The organism is Streptomyces herbicida (assembly GCF_032656585.1).
GTDB lineage: Bacteria > Actinomycetota > Actinomycetes > Streptomycetales > Streptomycetaceae > Streptomyces > Streptomyces herbicida.
Genome location: NZ_JAUYWJ010000009.1, coordinates 82,489 through 106,254 on the forward strand (window position 1 = coordinate 82,489; position 23,766 = coordinate 106,254).

The 23,766-nt window shown below is 71.0% G+C and carries 20 protein-coding genes and 2 tRNA genes; 17 read left to right on the forward strand and 5 right to left on the reverse strand.

Annotated elements, in window-relative coordinates; all coding sequences use genetic code 11:
• Positions 1-41: 41 nt before the first annotated feature.
• Together Q8A52_RS19895 and Q8A52_RS19900 are read left to right on the forward strand one after the other, a co-directional pair.
• The gene (locus Q8A52_RS19895; protein WP_316754007.1) at positions 42-1,424 is read left to right on the forward strand and encodes a nitrate/nitrite transporter; all 1,383 of its coding nucleotides are present in this window, start codon (positions 42-44) and stop codon (positions 1,422-1,424) included.
• 155 nt (positions 1,425-1,579) lie between these two features.
• Positions 1,580-2,731 carry a uroporphyrinogen-III synthase gene (locus Q8A52_RS19900; RefSeq protein ID WP_316754008.1) on the forward strand — a complete coding sequence of 384 codons (1,152 nt, stop codon included), beginning with the start codon at positions 1,580-1,582 and terminating at the stop codon, positions 2,729-2,731.
• Between the two features lie 96 nt (positions 2,732-2,827).
• On the opposite strand, the gene Q8A52_RS19905 is transcribed toward Q8A52_RS19900, so the two are convergent.
• Complete coding sequence (locus Q8A52_RS19905; protein ID WP_316754009.1) at positions 2,828-3,367, reverse strand: anthrone oxygenase family protein; 540 nt, start codon at positions 3,365-3,367, stop codon at positions 2,828-2,830.
• Positions 3,368-3,524: 157 nt separating this feature from the next.
• Between Q8A52_RS19905 and Q8A52_RS19910 the strand changes: the two genes are divergently transcribed.
• From Q8A52_RS19910 to Q8A52_RS19935, 6 genes are all read left to right on the forward strand, one after another.
• Positions 3,525-4,118, forward strand: a complete 594-nt coding sequence (locus Q8A52_RS19910) for a CGNR zinc finger domain-containing protein (protein ID WP_316754010.1) — start codon at positions 3,525-3,527, stop codon at positions 4,116-4,118.
• A 329-nt stretch (positions 4,119-4,447) separates the two neighbouring features.
• Positions 4,448-4,969: a sigma-70 family RNA polymerase sigma factor gene (locus tag Q8A52_RS19915; RefSeq protein WP_010039908.1), complete on the forward strand. Its 522-nt coding sequence runs from the start codon at positions 4,448-4,450 to the stop codon at positions 4,967-4,969.
• Positions 4,969-5,802, forward strand: a complete 834-nt coding sequence (locus Q8A52_RS19920) for an anti-sigma factor family protein (protein ID WP_316754011.1) — start codon at positions 4,969-4,971, stop codon at positions 5,800-5,802. Before Q8A52_RS19915 ends, Q8A52_RS19920 begins: the two co-directional genes overlap by 1 nt.
• Positions 5,803-5,862: 60 nt before the next feature.
• Positions 5,863-8,271, forward strand: a complete 2,409-nt coding sequence (locus Q8A52_RS19925) for a HelD family protein (RefSeq protein WP_316754012.1) — start codon at positions 5,863-5,865, stop codon at positions 8,269-8,271.
• Positions 8,272-8,618: 347 nt separating this feature from the next.
• Complete coding sequence (locus Q8A52_RS19930; protein ID WP_316754013.1) at positions 8,619-10,049, forward strand: NAD-dependent malic enzyme; 1,431 nt, start codon at positions 8,619-8,621, stop codon at positions 10,047-10,049.
• Positions 10,050-10,323: 274 nt separating this feature from the next.
• Positions 10,324-10,605, forward strand: a complete 282-nt coding sequence (locus Q8A52_RS19935) for an HU family DNA-binding protein (protein WP_263209294.1) — start codon at positions 10,324-10,326, stop codon at positions 10,603-10,605.
• 187 nt (positions 10,606-10,792) lie between these two features.
• On the opposite strand, the gene murA is transcribed toward Q8A52_RS19935, so the two are convergent.
• Positions 10,793-12,133: a UDP-N-acetylglucosamine 1-carboxyvinyltransferase gene (gene murA / locus Q8A52_RS19940; RefSeq protein WP_316754014.1), complete on the reverse strand. Its 1,341-nt coding sequence runs from the start codon at positions 12,131-12,133 to the stop codon at positions 10,793-10,795.
• 251 nt (positions 12,134-12,384) lie between these two features.
• Between murA and Q8A52_RS19945 the strand changes: the two genes are divergently transcribed.
• The 8 genes from Q8A52_RS19945 to Q8A52_RS19980 all read left to right on the forward strand — a co-directional run bounded on the left by Q8A52_RS19945 (position 12,385) and on the right by Q8A52_RS19980 (position 22,459).
• Positions 12,385-12,957 (forward strand): YqgE/AlgH family protein, encoded by a 573-nt coding sequence (locus tag Q8A52_RS19945; RefSeq protein WP_316754015.1) that lies wholly within the window; start codon positions 12,385-12,387, stop codon positions 12,955-12,957.
• A 29-nt stretch (positions 12,958-12,986) separates the two neighbouring features.
• Entirely contained in the window at positions 12,987-13,268 is a 282-nt protein-coding gene (locus Q8A52_RS19950; protein ID WP_103841003.1) for a DUF3039 domain-containing protein, read from the forward strand.
• An 836-nt stretch (positions 13,269-14,104) separates the two neighbouring features.
• On the forward strand, positions 14,105-15,772 hold the full coding sequence (locus Q8A52_RS19955; RefSeq protein WP_316754016.1) for a beta-N-acetylhexosaminidase: 1,668 nt from the start codon (positions 14,105-14,107) through the stop codon (positions 15,770-15,772).
• A gap of 224 nt (positions 15,773-15,996) precedes the next feature.
• Positions 15,997-16,890: an FAD binding domain-containing protein gene (locus tag Q8A52_RS19960; RefSeq protein WP_316754017.1), complete on the forward strand. Its 894-nt coding sequence runs from the start codon at positions 15,997-15,999 to the stop codon at positions 16,888-16,890.
• Entirely contained in the window at positions 16,887-18,689 is a 1,803-nt protein-coding gene (locus Q8A52_RS19965) for a 2Fe-2S iron-sulfur cluster-binding protein (protein WP_316754018.1), read from the forward strand. The genes Q8A52_RS19960 and Q8A52_RS19965 overlap by 4 nt, the downstream gene beginning before the upstream one ends.
• Positions 18,686-20,995, forward strand: coding sequence for a xanthine dehydrogenase family protein molybdopterin-binding subunit (locus Q8A52_RS19970; RefSeq protein ID WP_316754019.1), 2,310 nt, complete (start codon positions 18,686-18,688; stop codon positions 20,993-20,995). Before Q8A52_RS19965 ends, Q8A52_RS19970 begins: the two co-directional genes overlap by 4 nt.
• The gene (locus Q8A52_RS19975) at positions 20,992-21,117 is read left to right on the forward strand and encodes a hypothetical protein (RefSeq protein WP_316754020.1); all 126 of its coding nucleotides are present in this window, start codon (positions 20,992-20,994) and stop codon (positions 21,115-21,117) included. Before Q8A52_RS19970 ends, Q8A52_RS19975 begins: the two co-directional genes overlap by 4 nt.
• 181 nt (positions 21,118-21,298) lie before the next feature.
• A complete protein-coding gene (locus tag Q8A52_RS19980; RefSeq protein ID WP_316754021.1) occupies positions 21,299-22,459 on the forward strand; it encodes an SUKH-4 family immunity protein in 1,161 nt (386 codons plus the stop codon).
• Here the strand turns inward: Q8A52_RS19980 and Q8A52_RS19985 are convergent.
• Positions 22,414-22,815, reverse strand: coding sequence for a MerR family transcriptional regulator (locus tag Q8A52_RS19985; RefSeq protein ID WP_316754022.1), 402 nt, complete (start codon positions 22,813-22,815; stop codon positions 22,414-22,416). The genes Q8A52_RS19980 and Q8A52_RS19985 overlap by 46 nt on opposite strands.
• Before the next feature lie 89 nt (positions 22,816-22,904).
• On the opposite strand from Q8A52_RS19985, the gene Q8A52_RS19990 reads away from it, so the two are divergent.
• Positions 22,905-23,369 carry a hypothetical protein gene (locus tag Q8A52_RS19990; protein ID WP_316754023.1) on the forward strand — a complete coding sequence of 155 codons (465 nt, stop codon included), beginning with the start codon at positions 22,905-22,907 and terminating at the stop codon, positions 23,367-23,369.
• 101 nt (positions 23,370-23,470) lie between these two features.
• Here Q8A52_RS19990 and Q8A52_RS19995 read toward each other — a convergent pair.
• Positions 23,471-23,545, reverse strand: a tRNA-Cys gene (locus Q8A52_RS19995).
• A 20-nt stretch (positions 23,546-23,565) separates the two neighbouring features.
• Positions 23,566-23,663 (reverse strand) — tRNA-OTHER (locus tag Q8A52_RS20000).
• Positions 23,664-23,766: the final 103 nt, after the last annotated feature.

The following is a 23,766-nucleotide window of genomic DNA, read 5'->3' on the forward strand; positions in this document are numbered from 1 at the left end:
ACTCGTGGAAAGACCGAGCCCCGGAGCACCGTGGAGGCGTCATGACAGCCCCTAGCACAGCCCCCGCCCCGAGCAGCAGGGGAGGCCGCTGGATCGAGCACTGGGATCCGGAGGACGAGGCATTCTGGAACGCGACCGGCGAGAAGGTCGCCCGGCGCAATCTTGTCTTCTCCGTGCTCTCCGAGCACATCGGGTTCTCGATCTGGACCATGTGGTCCGTGCTGGTGCTCTTCATGGGCCCGGAGTACGGGCTGACCCCGGCCGACAAGTTCCTGCTGACCTCGATGGTCACGCTGGTCGGCGCCGTCGTCCGCGTGCCCTACACCTTCGCCGTCGCGATCTTCGGCGGGCGGAACTGGACGATCATCTCGGCCGGGCTGCTGCTGGTCCCGACCGTGGCCGCCTTCGCCGTGATGAAGCCGGGGACCTCCTTCGACACCTTCCTGCTGGTCGGCCTGCTGGCGGGGATCGGCGGCGGGAACTTCGCGTCGAGCATGACCAACATCAACGCCTTCTTCCCGCTCAGGAAGAAGGGGTGGGCGCTCGGGCTGAACGCCGGCGGCGGCAACATCGGTGTGCCCGTCATCCAGCTGGTCGCCCTCGCCATCATCGGGGCCAGTGGCGGTCCGCGTGTGCTGCTGGGCATCTACATCCCGCTGATCGTGATCGCGGCCACTTTCGCCGCTCTGTTCATGGACAACCTCTCCACCGTGAAGAACGACACCGGTGCCGCCAAGGACGCCGTGAAGGACGCCCACACCTGGATCATGTCCTTCCTCTACATCGGCACCTTCGGGTCGTTCATCGGCTACGCCTTCGCCTTCGGGCAGGTGCTGCAGGTGCAGTTCGGGCGTACACCGCTGCAGGCCGCGTACCTCACCTTCGTCGGCCCGCTCCTCGGCTCGCTCATCCGGCCCGTGGGCGGCTGGCTCGCCGACCGGTACGGCGGCGCGAGGATCACTCTCTGGAACTACGTGGGCATGGCCGCGGCGACCGGCGTGCTCATCGTCGCCAGCATGCAGAAGTCGCTGCCGCTGTTCGTCTCCGTCTTCGTCGTCCTGTTCGTGCTCAGCGGGCTCGGCAACGGGTCGACGTACAAGATGATCCCCGGCATCTTCCAGGCGAAGGCCCTGGCCAAGGGCCTCATCGGCGAGGAGGCGGCCTCCTACGGGCGGCGGCTGTCCGGTGCCTCCATGGGGCTCATCGGGGCCGTCGGAGCGCTCGGTGGCGTCGGCATCAACCTCGCCTTCCGGCAGTCCTACCTCTCCTACGGCTCCGGCACCGGCGCCTTCGTCGTCTTTCTCGCCTTCTACGGCCTCTGCTTCGCGGTGACATGGGCCGTATACCTTCGCCGCCCGGCCGCAGTGGCGCACGCCACGGCCGCCGCCGAGGCAAAGCCACAGCTCAGCTACGCCGAGGTGTGACGTAACACCGGTGACATCAAGTCGAACCGAGCCTGTCACGCGCCGTTGACAGGCTCGTTCGACATCCAGGTACCCAGCGGGACGAACCGAGCGGGGCGATCTGCCGGCAGTACGGACACAGAGCAGCAGGACTACTCGAGTGCGGGACGAGGGCCATGTACGACGAACACCAGCGACCAGAACACGGGCCCCTCGCGGGGTTCACCGTGGGTGTGACGGCCGCGCGCCGGGCCGACGAGCTGGGCGCGCTGCTCCAGCGGCGCGGTGCCAGCGTTCTGCACGCGCCTGCCCTGAGAATCGTGCCGCTCGCCGACGACGGTGAACTCCTCGCGGCCACCAAGGAGATCATCGACCAGGCACCGGACGTGGTGGTCGCCACCACCGCCATCGGTTTCCGCGGCTGGATCGAGGCCGCCGACGGCTGGGGGCTCGGCGAGCCGCTGCTCGGCCGGCTGCGCGGGGTGGAGCTGCTGGCTCGCGGGCCCAAGGTCAAGGGCGCCATCCGGGCCGCCGGGCTCACCGAGGAGTGGTCGCCGTCGAGCGAGTCCATGGCCGAGGTGCTGGACCGGCTGCTGGAGGAAGGGGTCGACGGGCGCCGTGTCGCCGTACAGCTGCACGGCGAGCCGCTGCCGGGGTTCGTGGAGGCATTGAGGGTCGGGGGAGCGGAGGTGCTTCCGGTGCCGGTGTACCGGTGGATGCCACCGGAGGACATCGGGCCGGTGGACCGGCTGATCGACGCGGCCGTCTCGCGCGGGCTGGACGCGCTCACCTTCACCAGCGCCCCGGCCGCCGCGTCCCTGCTGTCCCGGGCGGAGGCGCGGGGGCTGCTCGGTGAGCTGCTCGCCGCCCTCAACCACGATGTGCTGTCGGCCTGTGTGGGGCCGGTCACCGCTTTGCCGCTCCAGGCGCGGGGCATCGACACGGTCCAGCCGGAGCGGTTCCGGCTCGGGCCCCTCGTTCAGCTGCTGTGCCAGGAACTGCCTGGTCGGGCGCGGTCGTTGCCGGTCGCCGGGCACCGGGTGGAGATCCGGGGGCATGCGGTGCTGGTGGACGGGGCCCTGAAGCCGGTGCCGCCGGCCGGCATGTCGCTGCTGCGGGCGCTGTCGCGGCGGCCGGGGTGGGTCGTCGCGCGGGCCGAGCTGCTGCGGGCCCTGCCGGGGGCCGGGCGGGACGAGCATGCGGTGGAGACGGCGATGGCCCGGTTGCGTACGGCACTTGGGGCGCCGAAGCTGATCCAGACCGTGGTGAAGCGGGGGTACCGGCTGGCGCTGGACCCGGCGGCGGATGCGAAGTATGCGGACACGTGAGCTGGTGCGGGGTGCTGATGTGACCGTCCCTGGGGGCTGCCGCTCCCAGGCCCCCGCTTCGGCCTGAACGGCCTTGTCATCAAGCTCCCCCAAGCTCTACGAGCAGGCGGTACCCCCGGACGGGCTGGTACGGCCGGTCGGGGACGAGGAGCGGCCGTACAGGATCAGCGCCCTCGCCAGGCACCCCAGCGCCACCGTCGACAGCAGGGCCCGTACGGCGTTCCACGCCACCCACGCGTTCTCGAACCGGTCCCGCAGGTCCGACGCGTCCCCGGTCTTCGCCAGCGCGTCGTTCAACGGGATGTTGAAGGCGACCGTGACGAGGAACGTCAGGGCGTACGCGGCGAACCCCGCCCACACCCACCGGGCGCAGGACGCGTGCCGGAGCTGCCACGCCGACACACCCGTCAGTACCAGCGCCCCCATGAAGCTCAAGAAGAACACGGGGTTCTGGATCACATCGTTGATGTTCCGCATGACCTCGACATAGACGCGGTCGCCGCTGCGGTGCAGGGCGGGCATGACCGCGCAGGAAAAGATGTAGAAGACGCCGGCGATCAGGCCCATGGTGACCGTGGCCGCGCCCAGGACGACACCGGCGGTCGTGCGCCGTCGGATGCTGATGCTTTCTGTCATGTCCTTCAGTCAACCTGCGTGATCACCGACAGGACATGGCCGAGACGCGCGGCCGCATACGTGCGCGTCCAGCGCCGGTACGAGGGGTTCCGGACGCGCGAGCGGGCAGGCACTGTGAGAGAGGGAACGGTTCCCTGCCCTAGGCGGTGACAGGCACATGGCACTGGGTACGGCCACGACCCCGTACGAGCTGCGGTTCGACGCCGGGCGGATCTGCCTGGATCTCCTCTCGACGAGCCATCCCGGTGAACGCCTGGAGTCGGTCGGGCCGTTGCGTGCCTGGATCGTCGGTTCCGGACTCGTCCCGGTGGGCACCGCGCTGGCGCACGCCGATGTCGGCTGGCTCGCGGGCTTCCGTGAACTGCGGGGGCATGTCGAGCTGCTGGTGCGGGGCGGGCTCGCGGCCGACGGACGGTCGTACGGGTCGGCGCTCGGCCGCCTCAACGAGATCGCCCGGGTCGCGCCCCCGGCCCCGCGCGCCGTACGCGACGAGGGCGGCTTGCTCGTGCGGGAGTTGGACGGCCCGCCCGGGTGTGCGGCGCTGCTCGGGGCCGTCGCCCGGGACGCCGTGGAACTGCTCACCGACCCCGTTGCGTGGGCGGCCGTCAGGGAGTGCGAAGGGGACAACTGCCCCATTGTGTACCTGGATACCTCCCGGGGGCGTCGGCGGCGCTGGTGCTCCAGTGAGGTCTGCGGGAACCGCGAACGGGTGGCCCGGCACCGTCGGAGGGCGGCCCTCGCGCGAGCCTAGATGTCCGCTTGGCCGCTTCTGTGTGTCGGTGACCGCTTCGGCGTCGAAGTGATTTCGACAACACTGCGTTTGCCTTCGGCGTTGCACGGGCAGCCGGCGCGCCGCAGTCAATGTGTCGGAAATGTAAAGATCACACGGTGGGAATGTGGCTCCATGTCCCTCTCGTCATGGCACCCCTGAGAAAAGTGTCACGTCACGTTGAACACGTCGCGCCCCACCTCCGTACCTGTGGACGAGCGACCGACTGGGGGAACCCCCGGACATCGGAGGTGGGCGTGCGCAAGGATTCCGTCGTGGCCAATGAACGTGGATCGAGGGCCCGACATCGCATGTCCCAGCCCTCGGAACCTGATGAGGAGCTGATGCGTGCTCTGTATCGAGAGCACGCCGGACCACTCCTTGCGTATGTCCTTCGGCTGGTCGCCGGTGATCGGCAGCGAGCAGAGGACGTCGTGCAGGAGACGCTCATCCGTGCCTGGAAGAACGCCGGTCAGCTCAATCGAGCGACCGGATCGGTACGCCCCTGGCTGGTGACGGTCGCACGCCGCATCGTCATCGACGGCCACCGCAGCCGGCAGGCCCGGCCGCAGGAGGTCGATCCGTCGCCGCTGGAGGTCATCCCCGCGGAGGACGAGATCGACAAGGCGCTGTGGCTGATGACGCTGTCTGACGCGCTCGACGACCTGACCCCGGCCCACCGGGAGGTGCTCGTCGAGACGTACTTCAAGGGGCGTACCGTCAACGAGGCGGCCGAGACGCTGGGTATACCCAGCGGCACTGTCCGTTCTCGGGTGTTCTACGCCCTTCGGTCGATGAAGCTGGCACTGGAGGAGCGGGGGGTGACGGCGTGATGAGTGGATACGGGGGACACGGCGGATTCAGCACGGGTGGTCCGGGTATGTCTGGACCCATGAGCCCCAATCAGGGATCTGCGGTGCCCAACGAGCACGAGACCGTGGGCGCCTACGCCCTCGGCATTCTGGACGACGCCGAAGCAACCGCTTTCGAGGCCCACCTCGCGGGTTGCGAATGGTGCGCCCAGCAGCTCGACGAGCTCGCCGGGATGGAGCCGATGCTGGCCGCGCTCGCGGACCTGCCGGGCACCGGCAGCACGCCCGCTATCGGCGAGTCGCTGTCCGCCAAGCCCAGCCCACGGCTGGCGGAGAAGCTGGTCGTCGAGGTCTCGGAACGCCGTGCGGTCAAGCGCCGCCGGACCATGTTCATGCTCGCGGCATCGGCGGCGCTGATCGTCGGCGGCCCGCTGGCCGTGCTGGCGGCCACCGGCGGCTCGGACGACGGCGGCAACAGCAACATGGCGATGGGCCCCGCCCAGGCGGCCTTCCAGACCATGACCGACAAGAAGACGGCCACGGACCCGGCGACCCATGTCACCGCGACCGTCGCCCTCGAGAAGAAGGACTGGGGCACCCACGCGGTCCTCCAGCTCAAGAACGTCACCGGCCCGAAGAAGTGCTCGCTCATCGCCGTCGGCAAGAACGGCGAACGCGAGACGGTGACCTCCTGGTCCGTCCCGAACTGGGGCTACGGCATCGAGAACGCCAAGCACGAAGAGGCCAAGAAGCCCCTCTACGTCCACGGCGGCGCCGCCTTCGACCCCAACCAGATCGACCATTTCGAGGTCATGACCTTCGACGGCAAGAAGCTCGTGAACGTAGACGCGTAGCTTCCGCGGGCCCCCTTCGCGTACGGTTGACGGCTGCCCAGCACGTCAGAAGGGGGCCCGGTGGCCGCTCAGGCTCAACAATCTGCGGTCGGCTCGGTTCGCGACGAGGTACACGACTCCGTACGGGACCGAGAGATCAGCGTCGAACAGGAACACCTCGACCGGGTGTACCGGCGCCTTGAGGAGAAGATCCACGAGGCCGAGTTCCTGATGAACGACGCGGCCAAGCGCGGCCAGGTGGGCACGCCCGGCGCGCTCGCCGAGCGGGACGCCCAGGTCTTCCGGGCGGGCATCCACCTCAATCGGCTCAACAACGAGTTCGAGGACTTCCTCTTCGGGCGCATCGACCTGCTGCTCGGCAAGGACGGCAAGAAGGGGCCCGACGGCGCCTACACCGCGGTCGAGCCGGCCGAGGGCGCCGTGCGCTCCGACAACACCGCCGACATCGCCGAGACGCTGCACATCGGCCGCATCGGTGTCCTCGACCAGGACTACGCCCCGCTGGTCATCGACTGGCGGGCACCCGCCGCCGCCCCCTTCTACCGCTCCACCCCGGTCGACCCGGGACGGGTCGTACGACGCCGGGTCATCCGCTCCAAGGGGCGCCGGGTGCTCGGTGTCGAGGACGACCTGATGCGCCCCGAGCTCAAGGCCTTCCTCGACGGCGACGAACTGCCCGCCATCGGCGACGGCGCCCTGATGGCCGCGCTCGGCCAGGCCCGCAGCCACACCATGCGGGACATCGTCGCCTCCATCCAGGCCGAGCAGGACCTGGTCATCCGGGCCCCCGCCGCGTCCGTGACCTACGTCGAAGGCGGACCGGGGACCGGAAAGACCGCCGTGGCGCTGCACCGGGCGGCCTACCTCCTCTACCAGGACCGGCGCCGGTACGCGGGCGGCATCCTGATCGTCTCGCCGACCCCGCTGCTCGTGGCCTACACCGAGGGCGTGCTCCCCTCCCTCGGCGAGGAGGGCCAGGTCGCCATCCGGGCGATCGGCTCGCTGGTCGACGGGGTCGGGGCCACCTTGTACGACTCCCCGTCCGTGGCCCGGGCCAAGGGGTCGTACCGCATGCTGAAGGTGCTGCGGAAGGCGGCGCGGGGCGCGCTGGAGCTGGGGCCGGGCGGTGCCGGACCCGGTGCCGCACGTCCGCGTGCCGCCGGCTCCGGGCAGCTCGCCTTCGGCGACGAGGGCACCGGCGCGGCCGAGAGTGCTCCCGCCGGCCCGCCCACCCTGCTGCGGGTCGTCGCCTTCGGGCGCCGGCTCGAACTGGAGGCGGCGGAGCTGGAACGTATCCGCCGCACCGCCCTGGGCGGCACCGCGCCCGTCAACCTGCTCCGCCCGCGCGCCCGCAAGCTGCTCCTCGACGCCCTGTGGGCGCAGTCCGGCGGGGCCACCCGGCACTCCGACCCCGAGCTGGCCGCCGAGCTGCGGTCGTCCTTCGACGAGGACGTCACCTCCGAGGACAGCTTCATCCGGTTCCTCGACGCGTGGTGGCCCGAGCTCACGCCCAAGGCCGTCCTTGCGGCCATGGCGGACGAGCGGCGGCTCGGCCGCTGGGCCCGCCGCATCCTCAACCCCGGCGAGGTGCGCAGGGTCGCCCGCTCGCTCCGGCGCGACGGCCACTCCGTGCACGACATCGCCATGCTCGACGAGCTCCAGGCCGTCCTCGGCGCCCCGGCCCGCCCGAAGAAGAGACGCGAGCTGGACCCGCTCGACCAGCTCACCGGCCTCGAGGAGCTGATGCCCGTGCGCGAGGAGTCCCAGTGGGAGCGGGCCGAGCGGCTGGCGCAGGAGCGCACCGAGTACGCGCACGTCATCGTCGACGAGGCCCAGGACCTCACGCCGATGCAGTGGCGCATGGTGGGCCGCCGCGGCCGGCACGCCACCTGGACGGTCGTCGGCGACCCGGCCCAGTCCTCCTGGTCCGACCCCGACGAGGCGGCGGAGGCCCGCGACGAGGCCCTCGGCACCCGCCCCCGGCGCCGCTTCCGGCTCACGGTGAACTACCGCAACCCGGCCGAGATCGCCGAGCTCGCCGCCAAGGTGCTCGCCCTCGCCATGCCAGGCTCCGAGTCCCCGTCGGCCGTACGGTCCACCGGGGTCGAACCGCGCTTCACGGTCGTCCGGGGCTCGCTGGAGAAGACCGCGCGGGCGGAGGCCGAACGGCTCCTCGACCAGGTCGACGGAACGGTCGGCGTGGTCGTCGCCATGAACCGGCGCGAGGAGGCCGCGCGCTGGCTCGCCGGGCTCGGCGACCGGGTGGTGGCGCTCGGCAGCCTGGAGGCCAAGGGCCTGGAGTACGACGCCACGGTGGTCGTCTCACCTGCGGAGATCGCCGATGAGTCACCGGCGGGCCTGCGGGTTCTGTACGTCGCCCTGACCCGGGCCACGCAGCAGCTGACGGTGATCTCGGGCGAACGGGACGTGCCGGACGCGGACGGGGTGCCCGATCTGCTCAGGGACTGAATCACGCGGGTGATTCCTGTGAACTCTCCGTACGGGAATGGTTCCATGCGATCCGTTTGTTAGCCTGACTGTGGCACCGGCTCGATCCAAGCCCCCGGGCCCAACCTTTGTCGCTACGAGCGACCACTTGCCGCGAGGCGAGCATGGCGGGTCGGTGTCATGAACGGTGAGGGGACCCACGTCATCAGTGACGTGGGTCTCCTTTTTTCGGTAGTGCCCCGCGAATTTCGGCAGCGCCCCGCGAACAAAACGTTCGCAATTCAGGACCGGCTAACGCCTACTCGACGGTAGGTGCGACGATCGGACGGCACATCTTCGCGACACGGTGAAAGCAGAGGAAGTCGGCCATGGCAACGGCGCCCAGCGTCTCCTACTCGATGACCATCCGGTTGGAGGTGCCCGCGAGCGGAACCGCCGTCTCGCAGCTCACCACCGCGGTGGAGTCCTCCGGAGGCTCGGTGACCGGCCTCGACGTCACCGCGTCCGGCCACGAGAAGCTCCGCATCGACGTCACCATCGCGGCCACCTCGACCGCACACGCCGACGAGATCGTCGAGAAGCTCCGCGGTATCGAGGGCGTCACGCTCGGCAAGGTCTCCGACCGTACGTTCCTGATGCACCTCGGCGGCAAGATCGAGATGCAGTCCAAGCACCCCATCCGCAACCGTGACGACCTCTCCATGGTCTACACGCCGGGTGTGGCCCGCGTCTGCATGGCGATCGCCGAGAACCCCGAGGACGCCCGCCGCCTCACCATCAAGCGCAACTCCGTTGCGGTCGTGACGGACGGCTCCGCGGTGCTGGGCCTCGGCAACATCGGCCCGAAGGCCGCACTGCCCGTCATGGAGGGCAAGGCGGCACTCTTCAAGCGCTTCGCCGGCATCGACGCCTGGCCGATCTGTCTTGACACCCAGGACACCGACGCGATCGTCGAGATCGTCAAGGCGATCGCCCCGGGCTTCGCCGGCATCAACCTGGAAGACATCTCCGCGCCGCGCTGCTTCGAGATCGAGGCCCGGCTGCGCGAGGCCCTCGACATCCCCGTCTTCCACGACGACCAGCACGGCACGGCGATCGTCGTCCTCGCCGCCCTGACGAACGCACTTCGCGTGGCGGGCAAGGCAATTGAGAACATTCGTGTCGTGATGTCCGGCGCCGGCGCGGCCGGCACGGCCATCCTCAAGCTGCTGCTCGCGGCGGGCGTCAAGAGCGCCGTCGTGGCCGACATCCACGGTGTCGTGCACGCCGGCCGCGAGGACCTGGTGGACGCGGCGCCGGACTCGCCGCTGCGCTGGATCGCCGACAACACCAACCACGAGGGCCTGACCGGCACGCTGAAGGAGGCCGTGCGCGGCGCCGACGTCTTCATCGGCGTCTCCGCCCCGAACGTCCTCGACGGCGACGACGTGGCCGCCATGGCCGAGGGCGCCATCGTGTTCGCGCTCGCGAACCCGGACCCCGAGGTCGACCCGGCAATCGCCCGCCAGACGGCCGCAGTTGTGGCCACCGGCCGCTCCGACTTCCCGAACCAGATCAACAATGTGCTGGTCTTCCCGGGTGTCTTCCGCGGCCTGCTGGACGCGCAGTCCCGCACGGTCAACACGGACATGATGCTCGCGGCCGCGAAGGCCCTCGCGGACGTGGTGACCGAGGACGAGCTGAACCCGAACTACATCATCCCGAGCGTCTTCAACGACAAGGTCGCGGGCGCGGTGGCGGGTGCGGTGCGGGACGCGGCGAAGGCGGCCGGGGCGGCGGCGCAGCCCACCGTGCCGTAGTGTGCAAGTGCTGTGAGGATCGCCACGGCGGCCCTCACAGCGGCGCGTCGCGGAACCCCCTACCGCCGAGTGCCCTCTAGGGTGACGGCCGACAGGCGCTTTCGTGTGACTCCCTAGGGTGTTCTCACGACTCCTGCGGGTGCCGGATTGGCTTTCCCGCCGCAGGTAGGGGCAGGATGCGTCCACGGGCGCGAGCGCATCGGCTTCGCTGTGCCAGGGTGCGGCACCGCCGCCTGGCACACCCCAACGGCAAGAAGAACACGGGAGTAACAACATGAACCGCAGTGAGCTGGTGGCCGCGCTGGCCGACCGCGCCGAGGTGACCCGCAAGGACGCCGACGCCGTTCTGGCCGCGTTCGCCGAGGTCGTCGGCGACGTCGTCTCCAAGGGCGACGAGAAGGTCACCATCCCCGGCTTCCTGACCTTCGAGCGCACCCACCGTGCCGCTCGCACCGCGCGCAACCCGCAGACCGGTGAGCCCATCAACATCCCGGCCGGCTACAGCGTGAAGGTCTCCGCGGGCTCGAAGCTCAAGGAAGCGGCCAAGGGCAAGTAAGCGCTCCGCCGAGAGCGCCGTGGGCAACTGCGGGCCCGTCGTAGCTGGTCACGCAGTTCCCCGCGCTCCTTCGGGGGCGCGTCCGCAGCTGATGCGGACAACGACAAACGGGGCGGCCCCCTTTCCACAGGGGCCGCCCCATCGTCGTATCACTCACTGACGGACTGTCCGGTCTCGGACCGACGGACTATCCGAGTGCCTTCCCCGGCAGTTCCACCTTCGCGCCCAGTTCCACGAGCTTCTCCATGAAGTTCTCGTAGCCGCGGTTGATGAGGTCGATGCCGTGGACCCGGGACGTGCCCTGGGCCGCCAGCGCGGCGATGAGGTACGAGAAGCCGCCCCGGAGGTCCGGGATGACCAGATCGGCGCCCTGGAGCTTGGTGGGGCCCGACACGACCGCGGAGTGCAGGAAGTTGCGCTGCCCGAAGCGGCAGTCGGAGCCGCCCAGGCACTCGCGGTAGAGCTGGATGTGTGCGCCCATCTGGTTCAGCGCCGAGGTGAAGCCCAGCCGGGACTCGTAGACCGTCTCGTGGATGATCGACAGGCCCGTGGCCTGCGTGAGGGCCACGACGAGCGGCTGCTGCCAGTCGGTCTGGAAGCCCGGGTGCACGTCCGTCTCCAGCGCGATGGACTTCAGCTGGCCGCCGGGGTGCCAGAAGCGGATGCCCTCGTCGTCGATCTCGAAGGCACCGCCCACCTTCCGGTACGTGTTGAGGAACGTCATCATCGAGCGCTGCTGCGCGCCGCGGACGTAGATGTTGCCCTCGGTCGCCAGCGCCGCCGACGCCCAGGACGCGGCCTCCAGACGGTCCGCGAGGGCGCGGTGGGTGTAGCCGCCGAGTTTCTCCACACCGGTGATGCGGATCGTCCGGTCGGTGTCCATCGCGATGATCGCGCCCATCTTCTGCAGAACGCAGATCAGGTCCTCGATCTCCGGCTCGACGGCCGCGTTGGACAACTCCGTGACGCCCTCGGCGAGTACGGCCGTCAGCAGCACCTGCTCGGTCGCGCCGACGGACGGGTACGGCAGCCGGATCTTCGTACCGCGCAGCCGGTTCGGCGCCTCCAGGTACTGACCGTCGGCACGCTTCTCGATGGTCGCGCCGAACTGGCGCAGCACGTCGAAGTGGAAGTCGATGGGCCGGCCGCCGATGTCGCAGCCGCCGAGGCCCGGGATGAACGCATGGCCGAGGCGGTGCAGCAGGGGGCCGCAGAAGAGGATGGGGATGCGCGAGGAACCCGCGTGGGCATCGATGTCAGCGACGTTCGCGCTCTCCACGTGCGTCGGATCGAGCACCAGCTCACCGGGCTCGTCACCCGGACGGACCGTCACCCCGTGCAGTTGCAGCAGGCCGCGTACGACACGAACGTCACGGATGTCCGGTACGTTACGCAGTCGACTTGGCGCACTGCCCAGCAGGGCGGCGACCATAGCCTTCGGCACGAGGTTCTTCGCACCGCGGACACGGATCTCGCCCTCCAGCGGGGTTCCGCCGTGGACAAGCAGGACATCGTCGTTGACGGTCATGAATCTCGCGTTCCGTGGAGTTGGGCAGGGGCCGGAGAGACAGGGTAATCGCCCACCGCCCCCCTGCCGTAAGCCCAAGTACAACCCAGCATCGCCACAGCTCTGTCACAACACGAACCGTTCCCTATCGGGCACATGGGGTCACCGTCGCGGTCGTGCGCGTGGGGCGCACCGGTGCGCCCTGAGCTGCATTCACTCCCGTACCCGCATTGGCTCCCCACACGAAGGGAAGATGCGGGATCATGTCTGGCATGACCGAGGTGTCCTCGCTCACAGGGCGGCTGCTCGTGGCCACGCCCGCCCTGGCGGACCCGAACTTCGACCGTGCGGTGGTGCTCCTTCTCGACCACGACGAGGAGGGCTCCCTCGGTGTCGTCCTCAATCGTCCGACCCCCGTGGACGTGGGCGACATCCTGGAGGGCTGGGCGGATCTCGCCGGGGAGCCCGGGGTCGTCTTCCAGGGCGGCCCGGTGTCGCTGGACTCCGCGCTCGGCGTCGCGGTCATCCCCGGCGGCACGTCCGGCGACCGGGCCCCGCTGGGCTGGCGCCGGGTGCACGGTGCGATCGGGCTGGTGGACCTGGAGGCCCCGCCGGAGCTGCTGGCCTCGGCTCTCGGGTCGCTGCGGATCTTCGCCGGGTACGCCGGGTGGGGCCCGGGGCAGCTGGAGGACGAGCTGGTGGAGGGCGCCTGGTACGTCGTGGAGTCGGAGCCCGGTGATGTCTCGTCCCCGGCTCCGGAGAGACTCTGGCGCGAGGTGCTGCGCCGCCAGCGCAATGAGCTCGCGATGGTGGCCACCTATCCGGACGACCCTACGCTCAACTGATACGGGTGAGCTTCAGTACCCTTGGCGATATGAGCACTCTCGAGCCCGAGCGCGGGACTGGTACGGGGACCCTCGTAGAGCCGACGCCGCAGGTGTCCCACGGTGACGGCGACCACGAGCGCTTCGCCCACTACGTCCAGAAGGACAAGATCATGGCGAGCGCCCTCGACGGCACGCCCGTCGTGGCGCTGTGCGGCAAGGTGTGGGTGCCGGGCCGCGACCCGAAGAAGTACCCGGTATGTCCCATGTGCAAGGAGATCTACGACTCCATGGGCAGCGGCGGCGACGAAGGCAAGGGCGGCGACAAGTAGCGCGCCCGCCCGGTCCGACGCGGCACGCCGCACGGAGCCGCTGACGGCGCCGTCGGCGCGCGAGGACCGGACGTAGCACGGCCGCGGTGCCCCTGCGGGGGACTGCGGCCAATGCTGTACGCGGGAGAATCCGAGCGCGGAAGCACGCTCCGGTGTGCCGACCGGAAGCCCGGGTACGCGCGTGGGGTCCCCTTGCTCTAAGGGCTCGGCCGGGAGGGGCGTTCTGGGCGCCCGGCCCGAGATGGCGGGGGACGGGGGAGCTGACCTCGCGGTGCCGCGGCATTGGTCCAACTGTGTGACCCGAGGTTCGCGTTGCGGGCGGCGCACGGCAGGCAGTGGTACGGGCGGGCTCCCGGGAGGCCTGGGCTCTCGGCGCGGCGATGAACACGAGGGTCGGCAGCGCCAGGTAGCCGCTGGGTGCGGCGGAGCGGGCCGGGGAATCGGACGGCGGCGCGTTGTCACCGGTGTGGGGGTACTGCCGGACGGACCGCCGGCATTTCCTCTTCGTACCGTTACGGATCATCGCCGCCTGCTCGGTGTGACCGGCCCGCAGACGCGGTGGTGGACTCCCGCTCTCCTGGACCTGCGCCCACTTGGGCTCGCGCCCTGCCGGGCCTCCCCTTGCCGTGCCGACGACTCGCGCGGCCCGGCCGTGCAGTGGGCGTGAGTCTTTGTGGATTCGGTGCTTCGGCGGCGGAATTGGTGCTTGCATCGCTCCGCGGCCTCGGCGGGAAACCCGAACAGCCCCGAGACGGCCGCGTCGGCGGCCACCATGGCAGGGAGATTCCGGTTCTGGTTCCGGGGTGGTTGGTGAGCATGCCGGTGGGGGTTCGCGAATGGCGTCGAACGTGTTTACTGGCGTGGTGGATCTGATTCCCGAGCCCGATCATGTGACTGCCTACGGCGCCAACTGGTTCGAGTTGGGCCCCGGAACCGGACTGGCCGCCGGAGAGGGTACGCAGCGGACGGAACGCTGGCTGCGGGCGACGCTGGGAGCCGCCACTGGTCTGCCGCTCGCGCCGAAGGAGCCGGGCGGGGACGACGTCATCCATCTGTACATCGACCCGCTGGTCACCAAGGATCTCGGTGCCGAGGGCTACCGTCTCGCCGTCATGCCGACCGGTGTGCATCTGGTCGGCGGCGGGCCCGCCGGGCTTTTCTGGGGCGCCCAGACGCTGCGTCAACTGCTCGGTCCTGGTGCATTCCGACGAGCCCCGATTTCCGGCCCCTGGCGGCTGCCGCTGATCCATGTCCAGGACTCGCCCCGATTCCGCTGGCGCGGACTGATGCTCGACGTCGCCCGGCACTTCATGCCCAAGGAAGGCGTCCTGCGCTACCTCGACCTGATGGCCGCGCACAAACTGAACGTCTTCCACTTCCATCTGACGGACGACCAGGGCTGGCGGGTCGAGATCAAGCGGTACCCGAAGCTGACCGAGACCGGTTCCTGGCGTGCACGTACGAAATTCGGACACCGGGCCTCGCCGCTCTGGGAGGAGAAGCCGCACGGGGGTCACTACACACAGGACGACATCCGGGAGATCGTCGCCTACGCCGCCGAGCGGCATATCACCGTCGTCCCCGAAATCGACGTACCGGGCCACTCGCAGGCGGCCATCGCCGCTTATCCGGAACTCGGCAACACCGACGTCGTCGACACCACGGCCCTCTCCGTCTGGGACAACTGGGGGATCTCTCCGAACGTACTCGCCCCCACTGACAACACCCTGCGTTTCTACGAGGGCGTCTTCGAGGAACTCCTCGGTCTCTTCCCCGCGGATGCCGCCGAGTTCTCGGCGTTCTTTCACATCGGCGGTGACGAATGCCTCAAGGACCAGTGGAAGCAGTCCCCCGCGGCACAGTCCCGCATGAAGGAACTCGGTCTCGCGGACGAGGACGAACTGCAGTCCTGGTTCATCGGCCACTTCGCCAAGTGGCTCTCCGCGCGCGGGCGCAGACTCATCGGCTGGGACGAGATCCTGGAAGGCGGGCTTCCGGAGGGTGCGGCCGTGTCGTCCTGGCGCGGCTACGAGGGCGGGGTCGCCGCCGCGCGGGCCGGGCACGACGTCGTGATGTGCCCGGAGCAGCAGGTCTACCTGGACCACCGGCAGGCGGCGGGCGCGGATGAGCCCGTACCGATCGGGTACGTGCGCACCCTGGAGGACGTCTACCGGTTCGAGCCGGTTCCACCGGAACTGGACGGACGGCAGACCGGCCGGATTCTGGGGGCCCAGGCCAACGTGTGGACCGAGGTGATGGAGGACCACGCACGCGTGGACTACCAGACGTTTCCGCGCCTCGCCGCCTTCGCCGAGGTGGCCTGGAGCCGTCTGCCCGCCCCCGGGGAACGGGACTTCACCGGCTTCGAACACCGGATGGCCGCCCACTACCTGCGACTTGACGCCCTCGGCGTCGCCTATCGCCCGCCTGCCGGGCCCCGGCCCTGGCAGCGGCGCCCCGGTGTGCCCGGCCGGCCCGTCGACGGACCGCCTCCGAACAAGTGATGGAAAAGGCCTCAAGTGTCACCGAAGAGTGTCAATCGGTCCTCGATGGTGATGAGGTGCGAAAACGGACCATCTACCCGGTGAAGTGGGCGAATGGCTCCTAGCGGACCCCCGCGCTCGAGTGTTGCGATGATGTGCCAGAGTTGCCACGTCCGCCCTGTGAGCACGTACCGTACGGCCACACAGGTGGGACCAGGTGGGGGCAGCGGGAAGGGGCAGCCGGTTTGACCACGCACGCACCGCAGGCGGCGCAGGCCGTCACGCTGCCCACGACTCTGGACGAGGCCGTGGCGGCGCTCTCCGCCATGCCCGCGGCCGTCCCCGTGGCGGGCGGCACCGACCTCATGGCCGCCGTGAACTCCGGACAGCTCAGGCCCGCCGGCCTGGTGGGCCTCGGCCGGATCAGCGAGATCCGCGGCTGGCAGTACCAGGACGGCCACGCGTTGCTCGGCGCGGGCCTCACGCATGCGCGCATGGGCCGCCCCGACTTCGCCGCCCTGATCCCCGCGCTCGCCGCCGCCGCGCGCGCCGCGGGTCCGCCGCACATCCGCAACGCGGGCACCCTGGGCGGCAACATCGCCTCGGCCGCGCCCACCGGGGACGCGCTTCCGGTCCTCGCCGCCCTGGAGGCGGCGCTGATCGTCGCGGGCCCGGGCGGGTCCCGGCGGGAGATCCCGGTGTCGCACCTGCTGGCGGGCATGGAGATGCTGCGCGCCGGCGAACTCATCGGCTACGTGCGCGTGCCGCTGCTGCACGCCCCGCAGGTCTTCCTGAAAGCGACCGGCCGGACCGGACCGGGCCGGGCGACGGCCTCCGTGGCCCTGGTCCTCGACCCCGCCCGGCGCGGGGTGCGATGCGCCGTCGGGGCCATAGCGCCGATGCCGCTCAGGCCCCTGGAGGCCGAGCAGTGGGTCTCCCGGCTCATCGACTGGGACAACGACCGCGCGATCGTCCCCGAGGCGCTGAACGCCTTCGGGGAGTACGTCGCCGCGGCCTGCATCCCCGACCCGGCCCCGGAGGAGGACGGCTCCGTACCGCCGCTTCCGCCCGCCGTACTGCACCTGCGGCGCAGCGTCGCCGCGCTGGCCCGACGAGCACTGGGGAGGGCGCTGTCGTGACCGACGACCAGCACGGAGAGGGCGCGTCCCGGGGCCGTAGCCGCTGGGACCCGCTGCCCCAGGGCGACTACGACGACGGCGCCACCGCTTTCGTGAAACTCCCCGAAGGGGGCATCGACGCCCTCCTGGCCGGCGACACCCCGCTCGCCGCGCCCGGTCACGGCTACGTACCGCCGCGGATAGCGGTGACCCCCGGCCAGGACGCCGTGACCGACCCGGGGGCGACGGGTGCCTGGGCCGTGCCGGCCGACGGCGCGCAGTGGCCCGACCCGAACGCCGTGCCCCAGGAGCCGGGCGCGGACGACCGGTTCGCATACAACCCCATGTCCACCCAGCAGTGGACCTTCGACGAGACCGCCGCGCCCGCCGCGCCCCCCGCGCCCCCCGCGTCCGCTCCCGGCCACGACGTGACCGGCCAGTGGTCCATCCCCGTCGCCGGCGGCGACCTTCCGGACGAATCGGGCGAGTTCACCACGTCCTCCCTCGTCGAGCAGTGGGGCGGCACCCCGCCGGCCACCCTCCCTGGTGGCGCGCCCGCGCCCTGGGCGACGGAGGGCGCCGGACAGCCCTGGGGACAGCAGACGGCGGATCCGCGGGCGGGCGAGACCCGGGCGGGTACCGGACACGTCGTCGTGGAGCACCCGGACCGTGCGCCCGACGCCGGTCACCCGGGCGCCCCGGGCCACTCCGCCCCGGAAGGCGGCGCGACCGGCGTCGGATACCCCGAGCCGCCGACCGACCACGACACCGGAGCCGGGGCCGGACACGGCCCGGGCGCGCACGACGCGGAGCCCGACGCCGACCACGCCTCCCGGCCCGCGCCCGAGCCGGCCACCGCACCGGCGTACCCCGCACAAGAGACCGACGGGACGCCGGAGCCGGCCGAGGACGCCGAACCGGCCGAAGGGATCGGGGCCGAGGACGCCCACGGGGCCGAGGAGGCCCCTGAAGGGCCCACCGGCAGCCCCGCGGGCCACGGCGTCACCGCCGATGCCGAACCCGCCCCGGAGGCCCGGGAGGCGGCCGCCACGGGCGACGACGGCGCGGCCCCGCAGGACCGGGCGCCCGCGCACGACGACCACCCCCTCGCCTCCTTCGTCCTCCGCGTCAACGGCGCCGACCGACCGGTCACCGACGCCTGGATCGGCGAGTCCCTGCTGTACGTCCTGCGGGAGCGGCTCGGGCTCGCGGGCGCCAAGGACGGCTGCTCGCAGGGCGAGTGCGGGGCGTGCAACGTCCAGGTGGACGGCCGACTCGTCGCCTCCTGCCTGGTGCCCGCGGTGACCGCGGCCGGCAGCGAGGTCCGCACGGTCGAGGGGCTCGCCGTCGACGGGCAGTCTTCCGACGTACAGCGGGCGCTCGCCAAGTGCGGTGCGGTGCAGTGCGGTTTCTGCGTGCCCGGCATGGCCATGACCGTGCACGACCTCCTCGAGGGCAACCCGACGCCGACCGAGCTGGAGGCGCGCCAGGCGCTGTGCGGCAACCTGTGCCGCTGCTCCGGCTACCGGGGCGTCCTGGACGCCGTCAACGCGGTCGTCGCCGAACGCGAGGCGCACGCCGCGGCGGAGGCCGAGACGGACGGGGACGAGGCACGTATTCCGCACCAGGCGGGCCCGGGTGCCGGTGGCGTCAACCCGTCGGCGTTCGAGGCGTCCGGACCGCCGGTCCCGCACGACCAGTCCTATGGGCACGACCAGTCCTACGGACAGGATGAGTCCTACGGACAGGACCAGTCCTACGGACAGGATGAGTCCTACGGACAGGACCAGTCCCACGGACAGGACGGAGGCCAGGCGTGAGCAACGAAGCCGCCACCGCGACCACCGCCGCGGAGGCCGCCCCCGCCCCCGAGCCCTTGCCGCACGGCCTCGGCGCCTCCCTGCTCCCGGCCGACGCCGGTGCCAAGACCGAGGGCACGTTCCCCTACGCGGCCGACCTGTGGGCGGAGGGCCTGCTGTGGGCGGCCGTGCTGCGCTCCCCGCACCCGCACGCGCGCATCCTGTCCATCGACACCACTCACGCGCGCGAGATGGCCGGCGTCCGGGCCGTCGTCACCCACGAGGACGTGCCCGGCACCCCCCGGCACGGCCGGGGCACGCCGGACCGCCCGGTGTTCGCCTCCGAGGTCGTACGCCACCACGGCGAGCCCATCGCGGCCGTCGCCGCCGACCATCCCGACACCGCGCGGATGGCCGCGGCGGCCGTCATCGTCGAGTACGAAGTGCTCGATCCGGTGACCGACCCGGAGCAGGCCTTCGAGGCCGAGCCGCTGCACCCCGACGGCAATCTGATCCGGCACATCCCGCTGCGCCACGGCGACCCGGACGCGGCCGGCGAGATCGTCGTCGAGGGTCTGTACCGCATCGGCCGCCAGGACCCCGCCCCCATCGGCGCCGAGGCCGGCCTCGCCGTGCCGCGCCCGGACGGCGGCGTCGAGCTCTACATGGCCTCCACCGACCCGCACACCGACCGCAACACGGCCGCCGCGGTCTACGGGCTGACCCCCGACCGAGTGAAGATCGTCGTCACCGGTGTCCCCGGCGCCACCGCCGACCGCGAGGACCAGGGCTTCCAGCTCCCGCTCGGCCTGCTGGCGCTGAAGACCGGCTGCCCGGTGAAGCTGACGGCGACCCGTGAGGAATCCTTCCTGGGCCACGTCCACCGGCACCCCACCCTTCTGCGCTACCGCCACCACGCCGACACCGAGGGCAACCTGGTCAAGGTCGAGGCGCAGATCCTGCTCGACGCGGGCGCGTACGCGGACACCTCCTCGGAGGCCCTGGCCGCCGCGGTCTCCTTCGCCTGCGGCCCGTACGTCGTCCCGAACGCCTTCATCGAGGGCTGGGCCGTCCGCACCAACAACCCGCCCTCCGGCCATGTACGCGGTGAGGGCGCCATGCAGGTGTGCGCCGCCTACGAGGCGCAGATGGACAAGCTCGCCAAGAAGGTCGGCCTGGACCCGGCGGAGCTGCGCCTGCGCAATGTGCTCGCCACCGGGGACGTACTCCCGATCGGCCAGACGGTGACCTGCCCGGCCCCCGTGGCCGAACTCCTCCAGGCGGTACGGGACTTCCCGCTCCCGCCGCTGCCGAAGGACACCCCCGAGGACGAGTGGCTGCTGCCCGGCGGCCCGGAGGGCGCGGGCGAGCCGGGCGCGGTGCGCCGGGGCGTCGGCTACGGCCTGGGCATGGTGCACATGCTCGGTGCGGAGGGCGCCGACGAGGTCTCCACGGCGACGGTGAAGGTCCACGACGGCGTCGCTACCGTGCTGTGCGCGGCGGTGGAGACGGGCCAGGGCTTCACCACGCTGGCCCGTCAGATCGTCCAGGAGACCCTGGGCATCGACGAGGTGCACGTCGCGCCCGTCGACACCGACCAGCCCCCGGCCGGCCCGGGCTGCCGGGGCCGCCACACCTGGGTCTCGGGCGGCGCGGTGGAGCGGGCGGCCAAGATGGTCCGCACCCAGCTGCTCCAGCCCCTGGCGCACAAGTTCGGCATGTCCACCGAGCTGCTGCAGATCACCGACGGCAAGATCACGTCGTACGACGGCGTGCTGTCGACCACCGTCACCGAGGCGATGGACGGCAAGGAACTGTGGGCAACGGCACAGTGCCGCCCGCACCCCACCGAGCCGCTGAACGCCGAGGGCCAGGGCGACGCCTTCGTCGGCCTCGCCTTCTGCGCCATCCGCGCGGTGGTGGACGTCGACATCGAGCTCGGCTCGGTACGGGTCGTGGAGCTGGCCGTCGCCCAGGACGTGGGCCGGATCCTCAATCCGGCGCAGCTCTCCGCCCGCATCGAGGCGGGCGTCACCCAGGGCGTCGGCCTTGCCCTCACCGAGAACCTGCGCACCCCGCGCGGCCTGATCCGCCATCCCGACCTCACCGGATACGCCCTGCCCACCGCTCTGGACGCGCCGGACATCCGGATCGTCAAGCTGGTGGAGGAGCGGGACGTGGTCGCCCCCTTCGGGGCGAAGGCCGTCAGCGCGGTGCCGGTGGTGACCTCCCCGGCGGCGATCGCCTCCGCCGTACGGTCCGCGACCGGCCGCCCGGTGAACCGCCTCCCGATCCGCCCGCAGGCCGCGGTCGTGACGGGCCAGTGAGCGCGCCCGAGAACGAGCCGCGCTACGAACCGCCGCCCAGCATCGGCAAGTTGCTGATCTGGATCCTGCTGTTCGTGCTCGCGGCGGTGGTCGTCGTGCTGGGCGGCGTTTACTTCACCTGAGGGGCGGCGTCGTCGTCACCGGGCACGTGATCCTCGCCGTGACGGAACGGGCCAGGGGCGCCTGACGTCCTTTATCCGCGAGCCGTTGTCAGTGGTGCGGCGTAGGGTTCTGGGCAGTGGGGGACTGTCGGGCGGGCACCACGCCGTACGACGCCGTACTACAAAAAATCGCGGGGGAGCGATGAGCACGACCGACGCCGGTGTCGCGGCGATCACCTTGACCGAGCACGAGCTCGATCCGTACGTCACGCACGTGCCGACGCGCGGCCTGCTGACCGGCGCCGGACTGCCGTGCGACGGCGATCTGTTGACGTTCGCGCCGCTGCGCACCGCCGGTCTGCGCACGCTCGCCGACGCCACGGACGGCCCGGCCCGTCTGGCGGAAGAACTGCGGGACCGGCTGGTGATAGGGGAACTGCTCGCCCCGGCGGCCATGGGGACGGAGTCGATCCTGCTCGACGGCGACACCGGCGAGATCACCACCACCTGCCTCGTAGACCCGTCGGACAGCCGCCCGCTCGCGCCCTCCCTGAAGACCCTGCTGCGATTCGCCGCGGTCACCGAGGAACTGGCCGGTCTGCGCGGCCGTTTCGCCTCCTTCGCGGGCCACTACGGCACCAAGACGGTGACCGAGGCGTCCCGCAGGCTCCTCGCCCTCTTCGAGGAGGACACGGACGGCGACGTCCCGCCGTACTGGAAAGCGGCCGCGCTGATCCGGCCGCTTGCCCTCGCGGCGGGCCCCGGCAGGAACTCCGGCCTCACCCTGGACGTCCCCGCGCGCCTCCTGGACCAGGAGTTCGGCCACGGCCGGGTGGCCCGGTTCGAAGAGGTCGACTTCCCCGCCACGCTCACCCACGAGCCGACCCGCCGCTTCCTGCGCGAGACGGGCCTGCCCGAGGCCGCGGTCCTCTTCCACCTCGACACGGACGTGCCGCTGCCGACGCTGACGGAGTACTACACGGACGAGCGCGCCGACGAGTACCCGCTCGACGAACTCCCCGCCCACTCCGACCACTTGATACGCCTCGGCCATCTCGTCGAGGACAACAGCCTGGTGGTGGACGGCACGACGGGCGCGGTCCTGAACTTCAGCGAGTCCGAGGCGACCCTCCACCCGCTCAACACGGACGTCTCCACCCTCGCCTTCACCCTCTGGCTGCTGCACCGCGAGCGGGCGATCGACGCGGACCTGGGCGGCGAACTGACCACCGACGCGTACGACCAGCTGGCCGCGACGATGATCCAGGTGCTGTCCACGGTCGACCCGACGGGCACGACGTCCGACGCCGACTGGCACTACTGGACGGAACTGTTCCAGGACGAGGCGGGCGGCGTGCTCTGACCGTCGGCCGCCCGCAGGGGGCAGCCGGTGCCGACACGTGTGCCCAGTTCGGCGCGCAGGGCGGCGAGTTCGGCCATCCGCGCGTCGATGACCCGGATCTTCTCCTCGAACAGCGCCGACAGCGCTTCGGCGGAGTCCGGGGCGTCCCGCAGTTCCTCGCCGTGCCGGGCGATCTCGGCCAGTGAGAAGCCGAGGGTCTGGGCGGTGCGGACATAGTGCAGCCAGGGCACCGTCTCCGGCGGGAAGTCGCGGTAGCCGTTGGCCAGCCGCCGCCCCGTGACGAGGCCGATCTTCTCGTAGAAGCGGATGGTGTCCCTGGTCATGCCGGCCTGCGTGGCCAGTTCCCCGATACGCACGACCCTCCACCGGATCCTGGACTCGACGGGCTGGATGGGCTTGCTGGGCTTGACCTTGGACAGTACTCCACTGTTTAGCGTCGGGCGTCGTGAACCGACACAGACTCCTCTCTCCTTCCCACCCCGCCTATCTGCGCCTCGTACGAGCGAGCGCCTGGTACGACCTCGTCATCACGGCGGGGTTCGCGACACCGTGGACCTACGCCCTGCTGCACGACGCGCTGTCCTCGCTGGGCGAGACCATGGGCCTGGGCACCCTGCCCGCCCTCGACCCGATGCAGACCCTGTACGCCAACCTGCTGGGCTCGGTGGTGGTCGTCTGGGCCCTCCTGCGGATCACCGGCCCCCTGCCATTGCACGGCCTCCTGGACGGCACGGCCCGCATCCTGTTCGCCCTGTGGCAGTCCTACGCGGCGACCCACGGCGCCTTCCACCTCCTGTGGATCTTCTTCGCCGTGGAAACGGCATTCGGCACCGCGCAACTGACGCCCTGGCTCTGGGCACGCCACAGCACACCGAAATCAGAGGCCGTGGCGGGATTCGAACCCGCGTAGCTCCCCGCGGGCGGAGCCCGCTGATCGATGCAGTGCAGGCGAGCTCCTGAACCACTCGGGCGCGCGGCCGACTGCCCGCCAGTGGTCGGACGCGCCGGGTTTGGAGGCCGTGGCGGGATTCGAACCCACGTAACTCGCTTTGCAGGCGAGCCCCTGAACCACTCGGGCACACGGCCATTGGTACTTCGTTCCTCCACGGCCGTGGAGGAAGTCGAACCCGCGTAACTCCCCGCGGGCGGAGCCCGCTGATCGATGCAGTGCAGGCGAGCCCCTGAACCACTCGGGCACACGGCCGTGTGCGTGGAATGACCGTAGGGCGGGGGCGGCGGGCGGCTCAAGGGAAGCGCGGGGGCTGCAATGGGACTGCCACACGCCGTTCACGAAAGCAGGGCCTACG